This window comes from Pseudonocardia sp. GCM10023141 (genome assembly GCF_042653605.1).
This window is the reverse complement of the sequence record NZ_JBHSIR010000067.1, coordinates 197862-216256: the sequence shown is the minus strand read 5'-3', so window position 1 is coordinate 216256 and position 18395 is coordinate 197862. Positions and strand designations below refer to the sequence as shown.

General features: G+C 74.4%; 14 protein-coding genes. 9 read left to right on the top strand and 5 right to left on the bottom strand.

The window, feature by feature from the left end:
• Positions 1-20: 20 nt before the first annotated feature.
• From ACFPFQ_RS38795 to ACFPFQ_RS38780, 4 genes are all read left to right on the top strand, one after another.
• Positions 21-2408: a hypothetical protein gene (locus ACFPFQ_RS38795; RefSeq protein ID WP_379628065.1), complete on the top strand. Its 2388-nt coding sequence runs from the start codon at positions 21-23 to the stop codon at positions 2406-2408.
• Positions 2409-2483: 75 nt separating this feature from the next.
• Complete coding sequence (locus ACFPFQ_RS38790) at positions 2484-3311, top strand: TIGR02569 family protein (RefSeq protein ID WP_379628063.1); 828 nt, start codon at positions 2484-2486, stop codon at positions 3309-3311.
• Positions 3312-3409: 98 nt separating this feature from the next.
• Positions 3410-4795 (top strand): nitrate/nitrite transporter, encoded by a 1386-nt coding sequence (locus ACFPFQ_RS38785; RefSeq protein ID WP_379628061.1) that lies wholly within the window; start codon positions 3410-3412, stop codon positions 4793-4795.
• A gap of 143 nt (positions 4796-4938) precedes the next feature.
• The gene (locus ACFPFQ_RS38780) at positions 4939-5490 is read left to right on the top strand and encodes a YdeI/OmpD-associated family protein (RefSeq protein WP_379628059.1); all 552 of its coding nucleotides are present in this window, start codon (positions 4939-4941) and stop codon (positions 5488-5490) included.
• A 607-nt stretch (positions 5491-6097) separates the two neighbouring features.
• Here the strand turns inward: ACFPFQ_RS38780 and ACFPFQ_RS38775 are convergent.
• Genes ACFPFQ_RS38775 through ACFPFQ_RS38765 form a run of 3 tightly spaced genes read right to left on the bottom strand, consistent with a single transcriptional unit; the run spans position 6098 to position 8952 of the window.
• Positions 6098-7402 carry an FAD-dependent oxidoreductase gene (locus ACFPFQ_RS38775; RefSeq protein ID WP_379628057.1) on the bottom strand — a complete coding sequence of 435 codons (1305 nt, stop codon included), beginning with the start codon at positions 7400-7402 and terminating at the stop codon, positions 6098-6100.
• A 27-nt stretch (positions 7403-7429) separates the two neighbouring features.
• Positions 7430-7909 carry a MarR family winged helix-turn-helix transcriptional regulator gene (locus tag ACFPFQ_RS38770; RefSeq protein WP_379628055.1) on the bottom strand — a complete coding sequence of 160 codons (480 nt, stop codon included), beginning with the start codon at positions 7907-7909 and terminating at the stop codon, positions 7430-7432.
• A gap of 56 nt (positions 7910-7965) precedes the next feature.
• Positions 7966-8952 (bottom strand): LacI family DNA-binding transcriptional regulator, encoded by a 987-nt coding sequence (locus ACFPFQ_RS38765; protein ID WP_379628053.1) that lies wholly within the window; start codon positions 8950-8952, stop codon positions 7966-7968.
• 116 nt (positions 8953-9068) lie between these two features.
• Here ACFPFQ_RS38765 and nirB point away from each other — a divergent pair, with 116 nt between their 5' ends.
• The 4 genes from nirB to ACFPFQ_RS38745 are packed head-to-tail and all read left to right on the top strand — an operon-like array spanning position 9069 to position 13781.
• On the top strand, positions 9069-11582 hold the full coding sequence (gene nirB, locus ACFPFQ_RS38760; protein ID WP_379628051.1) for a nitrite reductase large subunit NirB: 2514 nt from the start codon (positions 9069-9071) through the stop codon (positions 11580-11582).
• A complete protein-coding gene (gene nirD / locus ACFPFQ_RS38755; protein ID WP_379628049.1) occupies positions 11579-11923 on the top strand; it encodes a nitrite reductase small subunit NirD in 345 nt (114 codons plus the stop codon). The genes nirB and nirD overlap by 4 nt, the downstream gene beginning before the upstream one ends.
• A 26-nt stretch (positions 11924-11949) precedes the next feature.
• Positions 11950-13095, top strand: a complete 1146-nt coding sequence (locus ACFPFQ_RS38750; RefSeq protein WP_379628048.1) for a uroporphyrinogen-III synthase — start codon at positions 11950-11952, stop codon at positions 13093-13095.
• On the top strand, positions 13092-13781 hold the full coding sequence (locus ACFPFQ_RS38745; protein WP_379628046.1) for a sirohydrochlorin chelatase: 690 nt from the start codon (positions 13092-13094) through the stop codon (positions 13779-13781). Before ACFPFQ_RS38750 ends, ACFPFQ_RS38745 begins: the two co-directional genes overlap by 4 nt.
• Positions 13782-13876: 95 nt before the next feature.
• Here the strand turns inward: ACFPFQ_RS38745 and ACFPFQ_RS38740 are convergent, their stop codons facing one another.
• Together ACFPFQ_RS38740 and ACFPFQ_RS38735 are read right to left on the bottom strand one after the other, a co-directional pair.
• Positions 13877-14167: an MGMT family protein gene (locus ACFPFQ_RS38740; RefSeq protein ID WP_379628044.1), complete on the bottom strand. Its 291-nt coding sequence runs from the start codon at positions 14165-14167 to the stop codon at positions 13877-13879.
• A complete protein-coding gene (locus tag ACFPFQ_RS38735) occupies positions 14164-14952 on the bottom strand; it encodes an alpha/beta fold hydrolase (RefSeq protein ID WP_379628042.1) in 789 nt (262 codons plus the stop codon). The genes ACFPFQ_RS38740 and ACFPFQ_RS38735 overlap by 4 nt, the downstream gene beginning before the upstream one ends.
• 65 nt (positions 14953-15017) lie before the next feature.
• Between ACFPFQ_RS38735 and ACFPFQ_RS38730 the strand changes: the two genes are divergently transcribed.
• Positions 15018-18356: an ATP-dependent helicase gene (locus ACFPFQ_RS38730; protein ID WP_379628040.1), complete on the top strand. Its 3339-nt coding sequence runs from the start codon at positions 15018-15020 to the stop codon at positions 18354-18356.
• Positions 18357-18395: the final 39 nt, after the last annotated feature.

Sequence of the window (18395 nt, the reverse complement as noted above, 5' to 3'; positions counted from 1 at the left end):
GGCAGGCTCGGCGAGCGTCGATGCAACCCGAGCAGCAGGCGCGGCTCAGCTCTGCCCTGCCCTGGCTGCGGGAACCGGAGGACGAGGCGCCACCGACGCTGCGTCCCGGCCGACCCGCGGACCTGCCCGCCGCGCCGCCCGCGCCGGCTGCCCGGGCGAGCTCCACCGCGGCGAGCCCGCCCATCCCGCCGCGTCGCTCGCGCCGGCCACCGCGCCGGGCCGCCGGTGGCCATCCCCGCAGGCGGCGGGCCATCGCCGTACTGGGTGCCGCGGGCATCCTCGCCGGCGGCTACGCCGTGGCCGCCTCCGACGCCGCACCGTCCTCGGCGCCGGCACAGGCCGAGCAGCTCGCCCGGTCCGAGGCCGAGTGGGCCGCCCAGGCGCAGGTCACGCTCACCGCGGTCAACCGGCAGCTCGACACCATCGCGCAGACCGAGGAGGCCTGGAGCCGGCTCCCCGACGACAAGAAGGCCACCAGCCCGGCGGCCCCGGTGAAGGCGCTGCAGGACCGCAAGGCGCTGTTGCAGCGGCGCAAGGCCGCGCTGCAGTCACAGCTCGACAGCTACCGCTCGCTCGCCGCCACGCAGCACGACCTCGCCGATTCCGAGCAGCACCTCAAGGCCGTCGAGCAGGCGCTCGGCGATACGCCCGCCCAGACCACGCGCTCCCCGGAGCAGGCCGCCGCCATCGCCGCCCTCGACGAGCAGCGCGACCTGCGGCAACGCCAGCTCGACGCGAAGAAGGCCGAGCTCGCGAGCCTGCAGAACAACGTGCAGAACGCGGCGAAGGCACCGTTGCCCAACGACGGGGACGAGACCACGACCGTCGCCAACAAGGTGCTCGACGTCATCAAGCGCGACGGCAAGCCCGACGCGCCCACCCCCACCCAGCAGCCGACGCGTCCCGACGTGATCGCCGGTCGGGAGGGGCAGGGCCGCGAACGCTCCGACATCACCCAGAGCGCGCCCCCCGACCCGCGCGGACCTCGCGACGAGTCGCAGGAGCGTCCCGACAGCGCGCGCGCCGCAGCACCGGGTGGCGGGCCGGTGGGCAACCTGCTCGGCACCGTCGGCGGCCTGCTGGGCGGCGGTTCGGGCCCGTCCAAGCCGGACGCACCCAAGCCGGATGCGTCCAAGCCCGACGCGTCCAAGGTCCAGGCGCCGAAGGTTCAGGCAGCCAAGCCGGAAGCCCCCAAGCCGCCGGCATCGAAGCCGGAGGCGCCCAAGCCGGCAGCCCCGAAGGCAGACTCCAAGCCTGCGGGGAAGGGACTGGTCGAGCAGCTGGGCGGGGCGCTCACCGGCTCCGGCGGGCAGGCGAAGGCCGACCCGAAGCCCACGTCGCCTGCCGACGGTAAGGCGGCACCGGCCGGCGCCGACGCCGGCAAGGGCAACGCGTCGACGAACGGTGGCCTCGTCGGTGCCGTCGGCGGGTTGCTCGGGGGCGGTGACACCGGGGCGTCGCCGAAGGCCGATGCTTCCAAGGCCGATGCGTCCAAGCCCGAACCGCAGAAGGCTGACGCTGCCAAGCCGGCTGCCCCTAAACCCGCTGCCCCCAAACCCGCTGCCCCCAAGCCCGCTGCCCCCAAACCCGCTGCCCCCAAACCGGCTGCGCCCAAGCCTGCTGCCCCGAAAGCCGCAGCTCCGAAGGCTGCCGTCCCGCAGGCGGCTCCGGCACCGCAGGCCACCATCCCGGCTCCGCGGTCCTCGTCGGGTGGCGGTGTCTCCGCGCAGGATGCGCAGACAGCGCGTTCGGTGGTCTCGTCGGTGCCCGGTGGGTCCGTCGCGGCGCCGATGCTGGATGCGGCGCTGGCGGCGCAGGGCAACCCTGCCCCGTCCTCGGGAGGCAGCTCCACCGCCCGCTCCGCGACACCGCAGACCAGCCCGACATCGGGCACCCGGTCGAGCACACCGCAGCCGAAGAGCCAGAACTCGACGCCCCAGAACTCCACGCAGTACACACAGCTGCCGAGCTGGTTGACCGCCGGGGGCCAGTCGGGAGGCTCGGGCTCGGCCGACTCCACGGGCTCCACTGCCGGCTCCGGCTCGGATGCCACGTCGGTCACTCCCGCGCCCACCACCACGTCCACCACCACGTCCACACCGCAGTCGAAGAAGCAGCGCACCACGCAGCGGTCACAGACCACCACCCAGCCGACCTCCACCGACACGTCCGGTGCCAGCTCGACCGGCAACACGACCACGCGCAACAACAACAACGGATCCGATGCCGACAGCACGTCGCAGGTGAACGTGAGCCGCAATGGCAGCGGTGGCACCACGATGACGCGCAGCGACAGCTCGGGCACGAGCACGTTCACCTCAACGGGCGACGGCGGCTTCACGGCCACCCGGGTGTCGCCGGACGGTGAGCGCCAGACGGTGTCGGTCGGGTCGGGCAGCGAGGGCTGAAGCCACCGCACAGGTGGCATCGCTCTCCGCGTGGCAGCCTCGATCGGCGCTGCGACGCAGGTAGCGTGCCTGACCGTGACAACTGCCCCCGTCCGCGCGCCCGCAGGCCCGTCAGGAGCCGCGCTCCCTCCGCACGTCCGCACGGCGTTCGGCGTGAAGGACAGCGAGCCGAAGCCGGTCGTGTGGGCCGGGCGCCGGGCGTGGCACTGCGACGACGTCCTGATCCGTGCCGTGCCCGACAACGCGGTCGCCGCGTGGTCGGCAGGTGTGCTGGACGGCCTGGAGGTCGACGGTCTGCGGATCGCTCGCCCGGTGCGTTCGTCCGACGGGCGCTGGGTGGTCGGCGGCTGGGCGGCGAGCCGGTTCGTGGCCGGCACCCTGGAACCCCGCTACGACGCCGTGGTCGAGGCGAGCCTGCGGCTGCACGCGGCCACCGTCGCCGTCGAGCGGCCGCGGTTGCTCGACGACGACGACCTGCTCGGCCGTTCGGCCGCTGCGGCCTTCGGCGAGCAGTGGATCACGTTGGACGCTGCCGGCGGTGGCGACATCTACACGCGGCTCGCCGCGCACCGGGAGCCGATCCGGCTCGCGTCGCAGGTGGTGCACCCGGAGCTGTTCGGTGCGGTGCTCTTCGACGAGGACGGCGTCCCGGCCGTGATCGACCTGGTGCCGTGCTGGCGGCCGAAGGAGTGGGCGGCCGCCGTGGTCGTGGTGGATGCGCTGGCCTGGGGCGGAGCCGACGAGTCGCTGCTGCGCCGCTGGGACCATCTCGCCGAATGGCCGCAGGTGTTGCTGCGGGCCGTGCTGCACCGCCTGGCGCTGCACGCGCAGCACCCGGACGCGTCGCCGAGCACGTTGGCGGGCCTGCAGCGCGCTGCCGATCTCGTCGCCACGCTCGTCTGAGCAGCTCACAGGGGGCTCGGCCCGGCCGTGCGATCAGTGTTGCGTCGCCGTCACACACCGACCGCGACCCGGTAACCGCCTGTTCCTAGCGTGGGCGCGTGACCACGACCGCAGCCCAGCCCCCGCCCACCCGGTCCCCGCTCCGCGGGCGCTGGATCGACGAATGGAACCCTGAGGACGCCGGGTTCTGGGAACGCACCGGTGCCCGGATCGCCAACCGCAACCTGTGGTTCTCGATCCTCTGCGAGCACATCGGCTTCTCGATCTGGACGATGTGGTCGGTGCTGGTCCTGTTCATGGGCCCCGAGTACGGCATCGACGCGGCAGGCAAGTTCTTCCTCGTCGCGGTTCCCACCCTGGTCGGCGCCGTGCTGCGGCTGCCCTACACGTTCGCCGTGGCGCGCTTCGGCGGCCGCAACTGGACGATCATCAGCGCGGCGCTGCTGCTGATCCCGACGATCCTCGCCGCGATCGTCATGCAGCCGGGCACGTCCTACGGAGTGTTCATCGCCGTCGCTGCGGTGGGCGGGCTGGGCGGCGGCAACTTCGCCTCGTCCATGGCCAACATCAACACGTTCTACCCGGAGTCCCGCAAGGGCTGGGCACTCGGCCTCAACGCGGGCGGCGGCAACATCGGGGTGCCGGTGATCCAGCTGGTCGGGCTGCTGGTCATCGCCACCGCGGGCATCGCGGCGCCGCGGACCCTGCTGGTGATCTACATCCCGCTGATCGTGCTGGCCGCGGTGCTCGCGGCCGTCTCGATGGACAACCTGTCGTCGGTGCGCAACGACACGGGTGCCTTCCTCGAGTCGCTCCGGGAGCGCCAGACGTGGGTGATGTCGTTCCTGTACATCGGAACGTTCGGCTCGTTCATCGGCTACAGCTTCGCGTTCGGCCTGGTGCTGCAGAACCAGTTCGGGCGGACCCCGCTGCAGGCCGCGGCCGTCACGTTCATCGGACCGCTGCTGGGCTCGTTGATCCGCCCGGTCGGGGGCAGGCTCGCCGACCGCATGGGCGGGGCGCGGGTGACGTTCTGGACCTTCATCGCGATGGTCGTGGCCACCGCGGTGATCATCGCGGCGTCCGCGATGGGCTCGCTCGGGCTGTTCACCACCGGGTTCGTGCTGCTGTTCGTGCTGAGCGGGCTGGGCAACGGATCGACGTACAAGATGATCCCGGCGATCTTCCGGGCCCAGGCCACCGCGGCCATCGCCGGTGGCACCGACGAGCAGTCGGCGCTGCTGCGGGCCCGTCGCGTGTCGGGGGCGGTGATCGGCGTCGCGGGCGCGATCGGCGCGCTGGGCGGGCTGTTCATCAACCTGGCGTTCCGCCAGTCCTTCCTCGTCGCCAAGTCCGGTGACCCGGCCTACTGGTCCTTCCTCGCGTTCTACGTGGTGTGCGCCGTGGTCACCTACGTCGTGTACCTGCGCGCTGTCTCGACCGTGGGGTCGGCGCACCCGCGGCCGGCGCACGCGGGCGTCTGAGCGGGCCGGCGTTCACACATGCAAACATTTCCGCGATTATTTTGAGTGCGGAGAGTGAGCAGGGTCGGTGACCCGCCGTGGTCGCGGCAAGCTCGTGCTTAACGTGCTCAGTACATGCGCACTTTTCCCGGGAGACTGGGTGCATGGACGTGGAGAGCGTGGCCTTCGAGACCGCTGACGAGTGGCTGGCGTGGCTGTCCGAGCACCACGACACGGCGGCCGACGTGTGGCTGAAGATCGCGAAGAAGGGGTCGGCGATGCGGACGCTGACGCTGACCGAGGCCCTCGACGTCGCGCTGTGCTTCGGGTGGATCGACAGCCGGCGCCGGGGCGGCGACGCGGCGCACTACGTCCAGCGGTACTCGCGCCGCCGGGCGGGCGGGGCCTGGTCGAAGATCAATGTCGCGAAGGTGGAGGTGCTCTTCGCCGCGGGACGGATGCAGCCTGCCGGCATCGCGGAGGTCGACGCGGCGAAGGCGGACGGGCGCTGGGAGGCGGCGTACGCGTCGCAGAAGGAGGCCACCGTGCCGCCGGACCTCGCGGCCGCGCTGGACGCCGACCCCGCGGCGCGGCGCGCCTTCGAGCAGCTCGACCGCACCAACCGGTACGCGGTGATCCTCGGGCTGCTCAAGGCCCGGACGCCGGCCGGGCGGACGGCGCGGTTGGCGAAGGCGCTGGCGGGGCTGGCGGGGTGAGGCGGACCCGCGCTCAGGGATGGCAGGAAAGTCCGTCATGGCCTTCGGCCGCCATGAAAGCTGAGAACCGGGACGTCGGTTGCGGGTGGGGGGCGTGCCCCGCGCTACGGCGCCCTCGCCGGGCCGGCAGATCAACAGGAGGGGGTTGTGCCCTCCCGCCGACCTCCCTGACGGGCTATCACGCGCCCGCCCCACGCGCAGGCTTGGGAATGTGGCATCGAGGTGGCGGGGTGGCTGCGCGTGGGGCGGGCGCATGATCGGGCCCTTTCTTGACAGAGAGGGCCAGGTCGGCGGGAGGGCACCACAGTCACCCGGCGCGGACGAGCCGCACCCCGCGGTCCTCGGGACGGCGCTGTGGTGCGGCTCGCGCGGATCATGCTCGCCGAGGCGCACAGGAGGGCCCGGCGTGGGGCGCTGCGGTGCGGGTGATCTTCGTGCCGGCGGTCGAGCGCGCACTGGCTCATGATCGAACCGGAACCTGTGGGCGTTGATCACTCGCCCGGCGCGGCGGGCTCTTGCAACGAGAACCCCGCGGCTGCGGTAGCCCCCGGTCCCCACCGCGCCAACCAGTCACGACGGACGGGGCCGCCGACGGGGCCTCCGCCGCTCACCCGTCCCCGAACCCCGCGAACGCCTTGCGCTTCAGCGCCGGGATCGCGTTCATCGCGCGGAACGCCGTCCGGCCCATGACCCGCCCGATCCCGTTGCCCGAGACGGCCAGCCGCGCCGCGGCGAGCGAGGCACGCACCGCCTCGAAGCCGTAGTCGCGCATCGCGGTCTCGTAGGCGTGGATCCCGTCGAGCAGGGGCGCCTCCCCGAGGTCGGTCGCGACCAGCGCGCGGCGCAGTGCCTGTGCGTCGCGCAGCGCGGTGTTGGCGCCGACGCCCCGGAACGGCGTCATGCTGTGGATGGCGTCGCCGAGCAGCGTGTCGACCGGCTCGGTCGTGCTGATCGGGATCAGCACGACCGTGTCGGTGTCGGTGTCGGTGCCGGCCACGAGGTCGCGCAGCCGCTCGCCCCAACCGCTCGTCACGGTTCGGGCGAGCGCGTGCAGCTCCGCGCCGGTCAGCGACTCCAGCGGCCGGTCGGTGGGGTAGTCCGCACGCTTCGCAGCATGGGCCCAGAAGACGTAGGGCGGGGTGTTGTCGAACAGCGCACCCGGGTGCAGCGCGGCGGCACCGTCGTTGCCGCCCACACCCACAGGCACGACCCGATCGCTCGTGAACTCGTGCGGCGCGACGAACATGCCGCTGCTGTGCGGCGAGATGACGCCGGCCGGGCCCTCGAGGAAGGCGGTGGGGAGGGTGCGGCGGGTCTCGTCGGTGAGCGCGTACTTGCCGGCGATCGTGACGATCCCGGTGTCCACCCGGCGCGCGTGCGGCAGGTACTGCGCGCGGACCAGCGAGTTGCCGCCGTCCGCGCCCACCAGCACGTCGCCGGTCGCGGTGCTGTCGTCGGCGAAGTGCGCGGTGATCCGGCCGTCGGGTCCGTGCTCGTAGCCGCTCGAACTCCTTGTCGAAAGCCACGACGTCGTCGAGGCCGGTGAGCAGGATCTGGCGCAGGGTGATCCGGCTGACGCCGTAGTGGGACTCCGACCGCTGCGTCGCGCCGCCGGTGGTGATCGACTCGTCGAGGTGCAGCAGCTCCGTGCCCTGCTCGGTGAGGAACCGGTACTCGTTGCCGCGCCTGCCGCTGGTGGCGACGAGCGCGTCGAACAGCCCGGGTGGCAGCAGCTCGTGCAGGGCCCGGCTGCCGTGCGGGCTGATGTGGATGCGGATCCCTGCACCCGGTCGGTGCGGTGGCGGTCGCGCTCGTACACCGCGACGCCGACCCCGGCCCGGCGCAGGCCCTGGGCGAGCGCGAGCCCGCCGATGCCGCCGCCCGCGATGATCACGTGGAGGTTCTCGGACATGGCAGTTCCCTTTGGGTTCGTGGGTGATCAGCTCTCGCTCCAGTCGAAGCGCCGCCGCGTGCGCGCGGCCCGCTGCTGCTCCGCGCCGCGCGCTGCCCAGGCGTCGATGAGCCGGTCGAGAAGGGCGGTGAGCGCGACGACGTCGGCGGCCGGCCAGTCGGCCACCACGGCGTGGAAGACCTCGGTCCCCGTGGCGCCGAACTGGGCGGCCTGCTCGCGTCCGGCGTCGGTGGCCTCGATGAGGGAGGCGCGCCGGTCGGTGGGGTCGACCGCGATGCTGACCAGCCCGGCATCCTGCAGCGCCTGGACGTGCCGCGTGGCCGAGGACGGCAGGACGTCGAGCTCCTCGGCGATGGCGCCGGGACGCAGCGGTCCCTGCTCGACGACGACGGAGAGGATGCCGACCCGTACCGGGTCGTAGGCCCGGGACTGCCCGCGCCGGGTGGCGTCGAGCATGCGGGTCACGGTGCGGCTCAGCGCCGCAGCGTCGTCTTTGCTTGCTGGCATGAAGCAAATACAAAAGAGTTGTTTCACCGAAGCAAGTAATGTCGGAAGAGGGCCGCTCAGCCGGGGGTCGTCGAGCGGCGGCGGTGCACGCCGATCTCCAGCTCGCGGACGGTGCCGGCCGCGGCCGACCCGTCCAGCAGGTCGAACAGCAGCCGCGCACAGGCCGCGCCCGCCTCGCGCGGGTGCAGGTCGATCGCGGTGACCGGCGGGTCGGTGAGCAGCAGAGCGGGGCCGTCGACGCAGGAGGCGACCAGCACGTCCGTCCCGACGACGCGGCCGGCATCGCGCAGCGCGGGCAGCGCGGCTGCCGCGGACCCGTCGGGGGCGCAGATCAGCGCGTCCAGGTCGGGGTCGGCGGGGAGCAGCGCGCGCACGCAGTCGGCGGTGGCCGCGGGCGCCGAGCCGAAGGCCGGTTCCCGCTGCAGGACGCGCACGCCGGTGCGCCCGCACCACTCCCGGAAGGCGCGCTGCAGGCTGGCGCCCCAGTCGCCCAGCGCCGTCGACGCGATCAGCGCGGGCCGGCGGGCGCCGGCCGCGTGGAGCTGGTCGAGCAGGACGGTGAGCACCGCCGCGTGGTCGGACGCGACGATGCCCGCCGCCCGGGCGTCGCCGAGGAAGCGCTCGCAGGTGACCACCGGCACCGCTGCGTCCATGAGCGCGTGCACGACGGGATCGGCGGCCAGCGGGTCGGCGAGCACCAGCCCGTCCACGCGCAGCCCGCTGGCCCGTCGCGCGGTGAGCAGCGTGACGTCGTGCTCGTGCCGGGTGGCCTCGTCGACGACGCCGAACACGAAGGACATGTAGTACTCCGAGCGCGTGACGATCTCGGGCACGTGCAGGCCGATCGTGGCCGTGGTGGCCGAGCGCAACGACTGCGCCGCGCGGTTGGGGGAGTAGCCCAGCCGCGCGGCCGTCTCGGCGACGAGCACGCGGGTGGCCTCCGAGACCCGCCCGGACCGGCGCAGGGCGTCGGACGCGGTGGTCTTCGACACGCCTGCCGCCTTCGCGACGGCGATCAGCGTGACGGGAGTGGCGGTGGTCACCGCGTGGACGGTAGTCGCCGGGGTTCACGGTCGCGGGTGGCCGATGTGCGAACCGTGTTACGCCGATGTCACGAAGGGGAGCGCGGGTGTAACCGCGTCTCCTTACCGTCGGCCCGGTGACGCGTGAACTGCTCGTGATCGGCAACGGCATGGTCGGGCACCGGCTCGTCCAGGCGCTGCGCGACCGCGACGTCGAGGGCCGCTGGCGGATCTCCGTGCTCGGCGAGGAGACGCGGGCGGCCTACGACCGGGTCGCGCTCTCGTCCTACGTGGACGGGGTGAGCGCCGAGGAGCTGACCCTTCCCGATGTCGACGACCCGCTCGTGGCCCGGCACCTGGGAGACCCCGCCGTCGCGCTCGACCCCGCGACGCGCACGGTCCGCACGGCCGCCGGTCGGGAGCTGCACTACGACGCGCTCGTGCTCGCCACCGGCTCGGTGCCGTTCGTGCCACCCGTCGCGGGCCGGGACCTGCCGGGCTGCTTCGTCTACCGGACACTCGACGATCTGGACGCGATCAGGGCAGCCGCCGCCGCAGCGGTCGCGCTGCCCCGGCCCGGCCGCCGCTCGGCCGTGGTCGTCGGGGGCGGGCTGCTCGGGCTGGAGGCGGCCAAGGCGCTGCGCTCGCTCGGGCTCTCGCCGCAGGTGGTGGAGATCGCGCCGCGGCTGATGCCCGTTCAGGTCGACGAGGGCGGCGGGGCGCTGCTGCGCCGGCTGGTCGAGTCGTCGGAGCTGGCCGTCCGCTGTGGCGTGTCGGTCACCGGCATCGCGCGGGACCGGGGGCGGCTGCTCGCCACCCTCTCCGACGGCGTCGAGCTCGACGCCGACGTCGTGGTGTTCTCCGCGGGCATCCGCCCGGCCGACACGCTCGCGCGCACCGCCGGGCTGCCGCTGGGCGAGCGCGGCGGCGTGCTCGTCGATGCCCGGTGTCGCACGTCGGACGAGCACATCTGGGCGATCGGCGAAGTGGCTGCGCTGGAGGGCCGCACCTACGGGCTCGTCGCGCCCGGCTACGCGATGGCCGAGGTGGTGGCCGACCGGCTGCTCGGCGGCACCGCCACCATGACACCCGCCGAGCTGGACATGTCGACGCAGCTCAAGATGCTCGGCGTCGACGTCGCCAGCTTCGGTGATGCGCAGGCGGCGACGCCGGGCGCGCTCGAGGTGGTGATCAACGACCCGGTCGCGGGAACGTACGCGAAGCTCGTCATGTCCGACGACGCGCAGACGCTGCTGGGCGGCGTGCTGGTCGGCGACGCGTCGCGCTACGCCACGCTGCGCCCGCTGGTCGGCTCGCCGCTGCCGGCCGACCCGGTGACGCTCATCGCGCCCGGCGGGGTCGAGCTGGGGGCCGACGCGCTGCCGGACTCCGCGCAGGTCTGCTCCTGCAACGCGGTGACCAAGGGCGCGATCTGCGCCGCGATCCACGACGGCGCGCACGACGTCCCCGCGATCAAGGCGTGCACGCGCGCGGGTACCAGCTGCGGGTCGTGCGTACCGCTGCTCAAGACGCTGCTGGTGCAGGAGGGCGTCGAGGTCTCGAAGGCGCTGTGCGAGCACTTCACGCAGAGCCGGGCGGAGCTGTTCGAGATCGCCGCCGCCACCGGGATCCGGACGTTCTCGGCGCTCGTCGCGCGCCATGGCACGGGCCGGGGCTGCGACATCTGCAAGCCCGCCGTCGCGTCCATCCTCGCCTCGCTGGGGGGCGGTCACGTGCTCGGCGGAGAGCAGGCCGCTCTGCAGGACACCAACGACCACTTCCTGGCCAACATGCAGCGCAACGGCACGTACTCGGTGGTGCCGCGGATCCCCGGCGGCGAGATCACGCCGGCCGGGCTGATCACGATCGGCGAGGTCGCCCGCGACTTCGACCTCTACACCAAGATCACCGGAGGGCAGCGCATCGACCTGTTCGGCGCGCGCGTCGAGCAGCTCCCGGCGATCTGGCGCCGCCTCGTCGACGCGGGCTTCGAGTCCGGTCACGCCTACGGCAAGGCGCTGCGCACGGTGAAGTCGTGCGTCGGCACCACGTGGTGCCGCTTCGGCGTGCAGGACTCCGTCGGGCTGGCGATCGCGCTGGAGCTGCGCTACCGGGGGCTGCGCGCGCCGCACAAGATCAAGTCCGGGGTGTCCGGGTGTGCCCGCGAGTGTGCCGAGGCGCGGTCGAAGGACTTCGGGGTGATCGCCACCGAGAACGGCTGGAACCTCTACGTCGGCGGCAACGGCGGCTTCACGCCGCGCCACGCCGACCTGCTCGTGTCCGATCTGGACACCGACACGCTGATCAGGGTCATCGACCGCTTCCTCATGTTCTACATCCGCACCGCCGACCGGCTGCAGCGCACCGCGCCCTGGATCGAGGCCATGGACGGCGGGCTCGATCACCTGCGCGCCGTCATCGTCGACGACAGCCTCGGCATCTGCGCCGACCTGGAGGCAGCCATGGACGCCCACGTGGGCAGCTACGCCGACGAGTGGCGCGGCGTGCTGGACGACCCGGTGAAGCTGGAGCGCTTCGCCTCGTTCGTCAACGCGCCGGAGACGCCCGACCCGACCATCGCCTTCGTCACCGAACGCGGGCAGCCGGTGCCGGCGCCGGTGGTGCTCGGCCTGCCGGGGGTGCGGGTATGACCATGCTGCTGCCCGACCCGACCTGGGTCGACGTGTGCCCGCTCGCGCGGCTGCTGCCCGAACGCGGTGTCGCCGCGCTCGTCGGCGGTGTGCAGGTGGCCGTGTTCCTGATGCACGACGGGGTGGTGCACGCGATCGGCAACCACGATCCGTTCTCCGGCGCCGCGGTGCTCTCGCGGGGCATCGTCGGCGATCGCGGGGGCGTCCCGACGGTCGCGTCGCCGGTCTACAAGCAGGTCTTCGACCTGCGCACCGGCCGTTGCCTCGACGATCCGAGCGTCTCCGTTCCGGTGTATCCGGCCACGGTGTCGGCCGCGCGGCTGCGGGTCGGGATACCGTGACCCTCGCCGTGATCCCAGAGAGCGTGATGACCGAGAACCGAACTGCCGAGGTGCCGCCGCTGGCCGGCTTCACCGTGGGCATCACCGCGGCCAGGCGGGCCGAGGAGCTGGCCACGATGCTGGAGCGCCGCGGCGCGGCCATCCTGCAGGGCCCGGCCCTGCGGATCGTCGCGCTGACCGACGACACCGAGCTGCAGCGCGCCACCCGCGAGCTCATCGCCCGGCCGCCCGACATCGTCGTCGCCACCACCGGCATCGGGTACCGCGGCTGGATGGAGGCCGCCGACGGCTGGGGCATCGGGGAGGAGCTGCTCGCGGCGCTCGGCGCCGGACGGTTGCTCGCACGGGGCCCGAAGGCCCGCGGCGCCATCCGGGCGTCGGGGCTGGTGGACGAGTGGTCACCGCCGTCGGAGTCGTCGGCCGAGGTGCTCGAGTACCTGCTCGACGGCGGCGTCGAGGGAGCTCGGATCGCGGTGCAGCTGCACGGCGAGCCACTGCCCGACGTCGTCGAGGCGCTGACGCTCGCGGGTGCCGAGGTCGTGGAGGTGCCGGTCTACCGATGGGCAGCACCCGCAGACCTGGGCCCGCTGGACCGGCTCACCGACGCCGCCCTCGCCGGAGCCATCGATGCGCTGGCGTTCACGAGCGCGCCCGCGGTCGCCAGCATGCTCGCCCGCGCCGCCGAGCGCGGCCTGCGCGATGACCTGATCACCGCGCTGCAGGGACCGGTGCTCGCGCTGTGCGTCGGGCCCGTCACCGCGGGCCCGCTGATGGCCGTGGACGTGCCGACCGTGCAGCCCGAACGGTCCCGGCTCGGCGCGATGGTGCGCAAGCTGGAGGCCGCGCTGCCCGAACGGGCTCCGCACCTGCCGGTGGCGGGGCACCTGCTGGAGCTGCGCGGCCAGGCCGTCGTCGTCGACGGGGTGCTGCGGCTGCTGCCGCCCACCGGGATGGCCGTGCTGCGGGCGCTGGCGCGGCGCCCCGGCCGGGTGGTCACGCGCGCCGATCTGCTGCGGGTGCTGCCCGGCAGCAGCGACGACGAGCACGCCGTCGAGACGGCCGTGGCGCGGCTGCGCGGTGCGCTCGGGGAACCCAAGCTCGTCCAGACGGTGGTCAAGCGCGGGTACCGGCTCGCGCTCGACCCGGCAGCCGGGCCCGGCGGGCGCTGTTGACCGCCCTGCTGCTCGTCGCACACGGCACACGGGACCCGGCCGGAGCGGTGGCCACCGAGACGCTCGCCGCGCAGGTCCGGGCGGCGCGCCCCGGATCGGCGGTGGCGGTGGCCTACGCCGACGTGCGCGGCCCGACTCCGGCCGACGCACTCGCGTCGCTGCCGGGACCGTGCGTGGCCGTCCCGATGTTCCTGGCGGCGGGCTACCACGCCCGGGTCGACGTGCCGGCGCAGCTGCAGGCCACCGGCCGCGAGGACGTGGTGCTCGCCGACCCACTGGGCCCCGACCCGTTGCTGGTGGCGGCCGCGGCGCAGCGGCTCGTCGCCGCGGGTGCCCGGCCGGGGGACGCGGTGGTGCTGGCCGTTGCCGGGTCGAGCGATCCGGTGGCCCACGCCGACACGGCGACCGCTGCGCGACGGCTGGGCCGGTTGCTCGGCGGGCCCGTGACGGTGGCGACGATCGGGGCCGGTGGCCCGCGCGTCGGCGAGGCGGTGACGATGCTGCGGGTCGAGGGTGCGCGGCGGGTGGCCGTCGCGTCCTGGCTGCTGGCGCCGGGGCTGTTCCAGCAGCGGCTCGACGGGTGCGGGGCGGATGTGGTGGCGGCGCCGCTGGCGGGGCACCTGGCGTTGTGCGAGGTGGTGCTGGCACGGGCCGGGGTGGCGGTGCGGGGGCGGTTGGCGGCCTGACGGCGGGCCCGCGCGTTGCAGGAAAGCCACGTTGCCGCAATGTCGTTGCAGGAAAGTGGCTTTCCTGCAACGGAGGTACGCGGGGCTCCCACCCCTCAGCGCCCCCGCTTCTCCTTCGGCAACCGGCCGTCCACCATCAGCACACCCTCGGTGCGCAGCCGGGCGCTCTGCTCCTGCGCGATGTGGGGTGCGCAGGTGCCGTTCGAGCGCAGGACGCGGTGCCACGGCACGTCGTGGCCGTCGTCGGCCAGTATCCGGCCGACCAGCCGCGGGGTGCTCAGCCCGGCTCGCCGCGCGATCTCCCCGTAGGTCGACGTCTCGCCGGGCGGGATCGCGAGCACGAGCGCCCGGACCCGCTCCACCGTCTCGTCGTCGAGCTTGCTCATCCCCGGAACTCCCGGGCCAGGAACCCGCGGATGTGGTCGGCCACCTCGGCGGGGCGTTCGAGTATCAGCATGTGGCCGGAGTCGATCTCGGCGACGGTGAACGCGTCGCCGAGCTCGGCGCGGCAGGCCTCGACCCACGCCGGGTCGACGTAGTCGGCCTTCGCCGCGGGCAGCAGCAGCGTCGGGACGCCTGCGGGCGGGGTGATCGCGGGTCGGGCCATCTCGCTCCAGGCCGTGACGACGGCCGACTGGCAGATGCGGTAGCGGAAGCGGTCGCCGTCGGCCACGAGGTGCTCGGCGATCTCGGCGGTCACCAGCTCCGACGGCACGTCGGGGCCCCAGCGCTCGGCGCGGTCGGCGGTGGCCTCGGCCACGGTGGCGAAGGAGAGGTCCGCGCGTGACTGCTCGGCCGTCTCCAGCATGTGCTGGGGGTCGAGCCCGAGTGCCGGGTCGAGCAGCACCAGCCGCTCGACGCGCTCGGGCGCCAGCCGCGACAGGTGCACCGCGATGGCGCCACCGAACGAGTGGCCGGCCACGGCGACGCGGTCGAGCCCGCGGGCGTCGAGCACCGCCAGCACGTCGGCGACGTGCTGTTCGAAGCGCCACGGCGGGGTCCACGGCGAGCGGCCGTGGCCGCGCAGGTCGACCGCGATCAGCCGGACGTCGGGCAGCTCCGCCGCCAGCGCCTCCCAGCGCGCCGCGTGGCCCGTGACGCCGTGCAGCGCGAGCAGCGGCCGTCCGGCGTCGGGACCGTAGAGCCGGACGTTGAGCGCGTCACCGTTCACGTCACCGATCGTGCCATCCGGCGGGCCGCGGCCACCGCTCCGGTTCGGCGTGGTTGCATCGCTGGGTGTCTCGTCCCGGTTCTGCCCCGGCCGGCCTGTTCGGCCGGTCGCGCCCGGCCGCGCTCGCGCCCGGCCTGGTCCGCAGGCCGCGCGTCCTCGGGCCCGCACCGGTGTGGGACGCCGCCGGGCAGCGGGTGCTGTCGCATGCGGCGGGTGCGTTGCGGGTGCTGGGCGGGCCCGGCACGGGAAAGACCACGCTGCTGCTCGCCGCGGCGGCGGCCCGGGTGGCCGAGGGCGCCGATCCCGCGCGCACGCTGGTGCTCGTCGGCAGCCGCCGGGCGGCCGACGAGCTGCGGGAGCGGCTGGCCGACCTCCTGCAGGATCCGTCCGACGACGCCGGGCGCACGGCCCGCGAGCCGCTCGTGCGCACGGTGCACTCCTACGCGTTCGGGGTGCTGCGCCTCTATGCCGCCCGCCAGGGCGATCCGCCGCCGCGCCTGCTCGCCAGCGCCGAGCAGGACGCCGTGGTCCGCGACCTGCTGGCGGGCGAGCTGCTGGAGGAGGTGCCCGACTCGGGCTGGCCGGAGCGGTTGCGGCCGGCACTGGGGCTCCCCGGTTTCGCCGCGGAGCTGCGGGAGCTGCTGCTGCGCGCCGCCGAGCGCGGGCTCGGCCCCGAGGAGCTGCATGCCGTCGGCCGTCGCCACGAGGTGGCCGAGTGGGCCGCCGCGGGCCGGTTCTTCCGCAGCTACGAGCAGGTCAACCTGCTGCGGGGGGCCGCGGGCCGCGGTGCGCCGCAGGCCACCGCTCCCGCGCTCGACGCCGCCGAGCTGGTGGCCGCCGCGCTCGACGCGCTCGCGGCCGACCCCGAGCTCCTCGACGCCGAGCGGGCCCGGGTGCGCCACCTCGTCGTCGACGACGCGCAGGACCTCGACCCGCAGCAGATGGAGCTCGTGCGGGTGCTCGGCGCCACCGCCGCCACCGTGCTGCTCGCAGGCGACCCGGACCAGGCGGTCCTCAACTTCCGGGGTGCCGACCCGTCCGGGCTCAAGGCCGTCGAGGCCGAGACGGTGGTGCTGAAGGTGGACCACCGCAGCAGCCCGGCCGTCCGCGCCGCGGGTGCCCGGCTCGTCGCCCGCCTCCCCGGTGCCGGCGAGGGCCGCGAGCGCGTCGCACCACCCCGCGAGCCCGAGCGGGAGGGCCCAGAAACTGACGGCCCGGAGCGTGACGGCAGCGTGTCGGTGCGCATCTTCAACTCCGCCGCGCAGGAGGCCGGCTGGGTGGCCGACCAGCTGCGGCGGGCCCACCTCACCGACGGCGTCCCGTGGTCGCAGATGGCCGTGCTGTCCCGCTCGACGCGCCGCTCGCTGCCCACGCTGCGCCGCGCGCTGCTGGCCGCCGGGGTTCCCATCGCCGCCCCGCCCGACGAGCTGCCGCTGGCCCGCCAGCCCGCGGTGGTGCCGCTGCTGATGGTGCTGCGCTTCGCCACCCGCCCCGGTGAGCTCGACGCCGACGCCGCGACGGCGCTGCTGACGTCCCCGCTGGGCTCGGCCGACCCGATGCGGATGCGTCGCCTGCGGCGGGGGTTGCTGCGACTGCACGCGGCAGCCGCCGACGTCGCGCTGCCGCCCGGCGACAACGTCGACGCCGAACGCCTCGGCAGCGACCCGTTGCTGGTGGAGGCGCTGCGCGCGGCGGCGCTCGGCAACCCCGATCCGCTCGCGGCGCTGCCCCGCCACGAGACGGCGCCGCTGCGGCGCGTCGGCAACCTGCTCGCCATCGCCGGGGATGCCGCCCGCGAGGGGGAGAGTGCCGAGGAGGTGCTGTGGCGGATCTGGCAGGCGTGCACGCTCGGCCAGCGCTGGAGCGAGCTGTCGGCCCGCGGCGGCCCGGTCGGTGCCGCCGCCGACCGGGATCTCGATGCCGTGCTCGCGCTCTTCGACGCCGCGGCCCGCCATGCCGACCGGCTGCCGGGCGCCGACGTCGCAGGGTTCACCGAGTACCTCATCGACCAGCAGCTCCCGGGTGATTCGCTCGCCGCGAGGGCACCGCGGGGCGAGGCCGTCTCGCTGCTGACGGCGCACGCCTCCCGCGGCCGCGAGTGGGACGTCGTCGCCGTTCCGGGCGTGCAGGAGGGGAGCTGGCCGGACCTGCGGCTGCGCGGGAGCCTGCTGGGCAACGAGCGCCTCGTCGACCTGATCGCGGGCGTTGCGGAGCCCGTCGGGTCCACGGTGTCCCGGGTGGCGCCGCTGCTGGCCGAGGAGCGGCGCCTGTTCTACGTCGCGTGCACCCGGGCCCGCCACACGCTGCTCGTCAGCGGCGTGCAGGGCGAGGACGAACAGCCGTCCCGCTTCCTCGACGAGCTCGATCCGGTCCCGGCCGGTCAGGCCGACCGTCCGGTCTACAAGCCGGGGCGGGCGCTGGTGCTCGCCGAGCTGGTGGGGGAGCTGCGCCGGGCCGCCTGCGGGGCCGAGGACGGCGCGCGGGCCGAGCGGGCCGCCGTCCAGCTGGCCCGGCTGGCCGCGGCCGGTGTGCCCGGTGCGCATCCCGACGACTGGTACGGCCTGGAACCGGTGTCGAGCGGGGTGCCGCTGCGGGCCGAGGGCGCCATCGTGCCGGTCTCGCCGTCGGACATCGAGAAGATCATGCGCTGCCCGTTGCGGTGGGTACTGGAGCGCCATGGCGGCGGGGAGGTCGGAGCGCTCAGCGCCGTCACCGGGTCGCTCGTGCACGCGCTGGTGCAGGCGAGCGCGGCAGGAGCGGCCGACGCCGAGCTGGAGGGCGCGCTGCAGTCGGCGTGGGACAAGCTCGACGCCGGCGCGCCGTGGTTCAGCCGCCGCGAGCTCACGCGCGTGCGCGGCATGCTCACCGCCTTCGACGGCTGGGTCCGCTCCAGCCGGGCCGAGGGGCTGCGACTGGTCGCGGTCGAGCACCCCGTCTCGCTGGACCTGGCCACCGAGGTGCCGCGCGGCGGCCCCCGCCTGCGCCTGCGCGGACGTGTCGACCGGTTGGAGGTCGACGCCGAGGGCCGGCCGGTGGTGATCGACGTCAAGACGGGCAAGGTCGCCGTCAGCGTCAGGGCGGCGGCCGAGCACCCGCAGCTGGCCGTCTACCAGCTCGCTGCCGCGCTCGGCGCGTTCGGTGAGCTCCTGGCGGCCGGTGCGCCACCCGGTGGCGCGCGGCTGGTCTACGTCGCCGACCAGAAGGCGGGCGGGGTGGCGAAGGAGCCGATGCAGCCGCCGCTGGACGCCGAGGAGCTCGCGCGTTGGAGCCAGGTGGTGCACCAGTGCGCGGAGGAGACGTCGGGGTCGCAGTTCATCGCCCGCGTCGGGTCCGACTGCGACCGCTGCCCCGTGCGCAGCAGCTGCCCGGTGAGCGAGTCGGGCCGGCCCGTCACCGAGGCTTAAGCCGAACGAGTGAACATCGGCCGCCGTCCGCCGTGCTCT

Excerpts from the sequence above, each read along its gene's own strand:
- ACFPFQ_RS38770 (WP_379628055.1), bottom strand. The coding sequence starts at position 7,909 with ATGCCAGCAAGCAAAGACGACGCTGCGGCGCTGAGCCGCACCGTGACC.
- ACFPFQ_RS38780 (WP_379628059.1), top strand. The coding sequence starts at position 4,939 with ATGGACGTGGAGAGCGTGGCCTTCGAGACCGCTGACGAGTGGCTGGCG.
- ACFPFQ_RS38740 (WP_379628044.1), bottom strand. The coding sequence starts at position 14,167 with ATGAGCAAGCTCGACGACGAGACGGTGGAGCGGGTCCGGGCGCTCGTG.
- nirD (WP_379628049.1), top strand. The coding sequence starts at position 11,579 with ATGACCATGCTGCTGCCCGACCCGACCTGGGTCGACGTGTGCCCGCTC.
- ACFPFQ_RS38795 (WP_379628065.1), top strand. The coding sequence starts at position 21 with ATGCAACCCGAGCAGCAGGCGCGGCTCAGCTCTGCCCTGCCCTGGCTG.
- ACFPFQ_RS38750 (WP_379628048.1), top strand. The coding sequence starts at position 11,950 with ATGACCGAGAACCGAACTGCCGAGGTGCCGCCGCTGGCCGGCTTCACC.
- ACFPFQ_RS38775 (WP_379628057.1), bottom strand. The coding sequence starts at position 7,402 with ATGTCCGAGAACCTCCACGTGATCATCGCGGGCGGCGGCATCGGCGGG.